Annotated in this window: 3 protein-coding genes; all 3 read right to left on the bottom strand. The window is 65.4% G+C overall.

Annotated features, from left to right (window positions below; translation table 11 throughout):
• Positions 1–241 precede the first annotated feature (241 nt).
• A complete protein-coding gene (locus ACLV8F_RS24675) occupies positions 242–1,879 on the bottom strand; it encodes a methyl-accepting chemotaxis protein (RefSeq protein ID WP_411886835.1) in 1,638 nt (545 codons plus the stop codon).
• A 181-nt stretch (positions 1,880–2,060) separates the two neighbouring features.
• On the bottom strand, positions 2,061–3,746 hold the full coding sequence (locus ACLV8F_RS24670) for a methyl-accepting chemotaxis protein (protein ID WP_411886834.1): 1,686 nt from the start codon (positions 3,744–3,746) through the stop codon (positions 2,061–2,063).
• 66 nt (positions 3,747–3,812) lie between these two features.
• Positions 3,813–4,547 (bottom strand): methyl-accepting chemotaxis protein (locus ACLV8F_RS24665; protein ID WP_411886833.1); only part of this gene is annotated, 735 nt, incomplete at its 5' end.

The following is a 4,547-nucleotide window of genomic DNA, read 5'->3' as shown; positions in this document are numbered from 1 at the left end:
GGACCGCCATCCGCAACGCTGGTCCGCACAGATCAGGAACTGGCACCTGGCAGACGCCGTGTACCTCAATCCGGAACGCGAACAAGCGCAAAGGCAAAATCTCGCGGCATAAGTTCACCCGAGGCGACAACTACCTTGACACACGCCGGGCGAAGCAAAGAAAAGTGAGTCGCTGCCGGGCGACCCCGGCCAGCAAGCCCATGCAAAGGGCGAGGCGCGCAAGGCCGGCGCAAGACCCGGCCTAAAACGCTCCCAACCCCTCGCCAGCGGCCGCCAGCGCACGAGGCGCTGCAATGGCCTTCCTCGCCTGGGGCGGCTGCGAGGCCGCGGCGGTCGCGCGAACGGCAGACGGCCTCTGCGGTGCGTGGTGCGCCTCACCACCCTCCAGCCTGAACACACTGACTACTTGCGACAACTCACTGGCCTGCTCCTGCAAGGAGGAAGCGGCGGCTGCGGCTTCCTCAACCAGCGCGGCATTCTGTTGTGTGACCTGGTCCATCTGCGTGATGGCCTGGTTGACCTGCTCGATGCCGGCGGTCTGCTCCTGGCTCGCGGCGGTGATCTCGGCCATGATGTCGGTCACGCGCTTCACACTGGCGACGATCTCGTCCATGGTGCGGCCGGCTTCGGCGACCTGCTTGCTGCCTTCTTCGACCTTGTCGACGGAGTCACCGATCAGGGCCTTGATTTCCTTGGCGGCTGCGGCGCTGCGCTGTGCGAGGGTCCGTACCTCGGCGGCTACGACCGCAAAGCCACGGCCTTGCTCACCGGCACGCGCCGCTTCAACCGCAGCGTTCAAGGCCAGGATGTTGGTCTGGAAGGCGATGCCGTCAATCACACCAATGATGTCGACGATCTTCCTGGACGACGCATTGATCGCGCCCATGGTGCCGACCACTTCGGCGACCACGCTGCCGCCCTTGACGGCGACGCTGGAGGCGGACACCGCCAGCTGGTTGGCTTGCCTGGCGTTGTCGGCGTTCTGTTTGACGGTGCTGGTCAGTTCTTCCATCGAGGCCGCCGTCTCCTCCAGCGAACTCGCCTGCTCTTCGGTGCGCGAGGACAAATCATGGTTGCCCGCGGCGATCTCGCTGGTGGCCGTGGTGATGGTGTCGGTGGAGCGCCGGATGTGGCCTATGGTCGCGGTCAGGTTCTCGCGCATGGCGCTCATGGCAAACAACAGGCTGCTGCCGTCGCCTTTGGCCAGGCTCACTTCGCGCGAAAGGTCGCCCGTGGAGATGGCATGCGCCACTTCGACGGCATACACCGGCTCGCCGCCCAGCTGCCGCATGATGTGGCGTATCAGCCAGGCGATGATGGCCGCGCCCAGCAGCACCGCCACCCCCATCAGCGCCAGCGCGGCCAGCAGCATCTGCCGGCTGTGCGCGGCGAGCTGGGCCTTGGTGTTTTCCACGGCGGCGTTCTTGGCCTTGATGAATTCCAGCAGGCGTTCGCGGATGCCGCGCCACAAAGGCGTTTCCTCCTGGCTCACGGAAGTGATGGCCGCGGCCTGGTCCTTCGCGGCCAGTCCCAGGATCTTGAGCTGGATGGGCGCGTACTGTTCGCGCAGCGCGAGCACGCCTTCCACCGTCTTGCGGTCCGCGGGATCCGGCGCCGACAGCGCCAGCGCCTTGCGGCCGTTTTCATTGAAATCCAGATTCGCCTTCTCGAGGTTTTTCAAGCCCTGCTTGTTGGCCGGGTCCAGCACCACGTTGCGCAGTGCCTGCCCGCTTTGCAGCCCGTCCGCATACATGCCGGTCGCGGCCTGCAGCAGCGCGAGGTCGGTTTGCAGGAAACTCTCGAACCCGTTCTTGGCGCTCTGCATGCCCGCCAGGGCCACCGCGATCGCGATGCTGAACAGCATGAACACGAGGCTCATACTCAGGATAATTTTGTTTCGCAGTTTCATGGAAGCCCCCGTTTCTTGATGCTGTCACGCGTTTGGGGTAAAGGTTATCCATTCAAACGGCCGGCAAATCAGTCGATCAGAGTGGGGTTGTGGCCTTATCTCCGGGCAAATCAGGGAAAGCCCTTGGGGTTTGGCCGGGTCTCGCGCCGGCTTAAAACGTTTCCCAGCCCTCGCCGGCCGCCGCCAGCGCACGAGGCGCAGCAATCGCCTTCCTTGCCTGCGGCGGCTGCCGTGGCACTGCGGGCGCGCGTGCGGCAGGCGGCCGCTGCGCCGTATGCCGCTGCACGTCTCCACCCTCCAGGCGGAAAACACTCACCACCTGCGACAACTCGCTGGCCTGTTCCTGCAGCGACGATGCCGCGGCGGCCGCTTCTTCGACCAACGCGGCATTCTGCTGCGTGACCTGGTCCATCTGCGTGATGGCCTGGTTGACTTGCTCGATGCCGGCGGTCTGCTCCTGGCTCGCGGCGGTGATCTCGGCCATGATGTCGGTCACGCGTTTGACGCTCGCGACGATCTCGTCCATGGTGCGGCCGGCTTCTGCGACCTGTTTGCTGCCTTCTTCCACCTTGTCGACCGAGTCGCCGATCAGGGTCTTGATTTCCTTGGCGGCTGCCGCGCTGCGTTGCGCGAGGTTGCGCACCTCGGCGGCGACGACCGCGAAGCCACGGCCCTGTTCGCCGGCGCGGGCGGCTTCCACCGCCGCATTCAAGGCCAGGATGTTGGTCTGGAAGGCGATGCCGTCGATCACGCCGATGATGTCGACGATCTTGCGTGACGAGGAATTGATCGCGTCCATGGTGCCGACGACTTCGGCGACCACGCTGCCGCCCTTGACGGCGACGCTGGAGGCGGACACCGCCAGCTGGTTGGCCTGGCGCGCGTTGTCGGCGTTCTGCTTGACGGTGCTGGTCAGTTCTTCCATCGAGGCCGCCGTCTCCTCCAGCGAACTCGCCTGCTCTTCAGTGCGCGACGACAAATCATGGTTGCCGGCGGCGATCTGGCTCGAAGCGGTGGCAATCGTGTCTGTGCCCTGGCGCACTTCGCCGACCACCTTGGCCAGGCTTTCGTTCATGCTTTTCAGCGCCTGCATCAGCTGGCCGGTTTCGTCGGTGCTTTTGACTTCGATGTGGCTGGCCAGGTCGCCGCCGGCGACCGTCTGCGCCACCTTGACGGCCTGCCTCAGCGGCCGGGTGATGCCGGTGGTCAGGCGCCATGCCAGCAGGATGCCCAGCACCAGCGCGATGGTGAAGAGCACCGCCAGGTAGCGGCGGCCGGTCTGGTAATGCGTTTCGACTTCTTCAGCCTGCGCCTTGAGCTGTTCGTCCTGCAGCGTCACGAGCTTGGCCATGGAGACGAGGTAAGCGTCGGTATTGGGCAGCAACTGTTCCGCAATGATTTTTTTGGCGCCTTCGTCGTCGCCGGCGGCTTTGGCCTTGAAGATGGCCTCGGTGGCCGCGCGGGCAGCCTTGCGGCGCTCACCGATCTCGGCCAGCACGGCCTTGCCGGCGTCGTCGTTCACCATCTCTTCGACCTGTTTTTGCAGGACGTTGTTGCCGGCCATGGATTGCGAGGCCAGGTCCTGGAAGAATTTCTGTTCGGCCGGGTCGGCATTCTTGGCGTTTGCCAGGATGCGCGAGATCGTCAGCTGGATGGCGCCCTGCCACTGGATGACCGCCCGCTCTTTCACCATGCCCTGCTCCAGCATGTCGCGCGTCAGGGCGCCCACGGTTTGCAGGCGCCAGATGCCGACGGCCGTCAACAAGGCCATCAGCACCAGGACAGAAGCGAAGCCCAGCGCGAGCCGGGAGCCGATACGGATATTTGCGAGTTTCATGGTGGGGTTCCTATCGATTCGGTCAGGGCCAGGGGCGCAAGCGCATGGCGCACGGCGCACGGGTTCTTAAAACGTTTCCCAGCTTCCGCCGCCTGCCACGGCCAGGTCGCCCGTGGCGGCCGGCTTGCGCTGCGGCGCCGCGATGGCCTTGCGGGCTTTGGGCGGCTGCTGGGGTGTGGCGGCGGGGCGGGCCGCGCCGGCGGGGCGGGCCGCGCCGGCGGCGCGCTGCGGGTGGGCGACCTGCTCGTGCCGGCTGTCCAGCCTGAAGACGCTGACCACTTGCGACAGGTTGCCGGCCTGCTCTTGCAGCGACGATGCGGCGGCGGCTGCCTCCTCGACCAGCGCGGCATTTTGTTGCGTGACCTGGTCCATCTGCGTGATGGCCTGGTTGATCTGTTCGATGCCCGAGGTCTGTTCCTGGCTGGCCGCCGTGATCTCGGCCATGATGTCGGTCACGCGTTTGACGCTGTCGACGATCTCGTCCATGGTCTTGCCGGCTTCGGCCACCTGGTTGCTGCCCTCTTCGACCTTGCTCACCGAATCATCGATCAGGGTCTTGATTTCCTTGGCTGCCGCGGCGCTGCGTTGCGCCAGGTTGCGCACTTCAGCGGCCACGACCGCAAAGCCACGGCCTTGTTCACCGGCACGCGCAGCTTCGACCGCGGCATTCAAGGCCAGGATATTGGTCTGGAAGGCAATCCCGTCGATCACGCCGATGATGTCGACGATCTTCCTGGACGACGCATTGATGGCGCCCATGGTGCCGACCACCTCGGCCACCACGCTGCCGCCCTTGACGGC

The sequence above is a fragment of the Polaromonas sp. YR568 genome (genome assembly GCF_943369675.1).
Taxonomy (GTDB): Bacteria; Pseudomonadota; Gammaproteobacteria; order Burkholderiales; family Burkholderiaceae_C; genus Polaromonas.
Note: the sequence above shows the minus strand (reverse complement) of the source record. Positions and strands in the feature narration are given on the sequence as shown.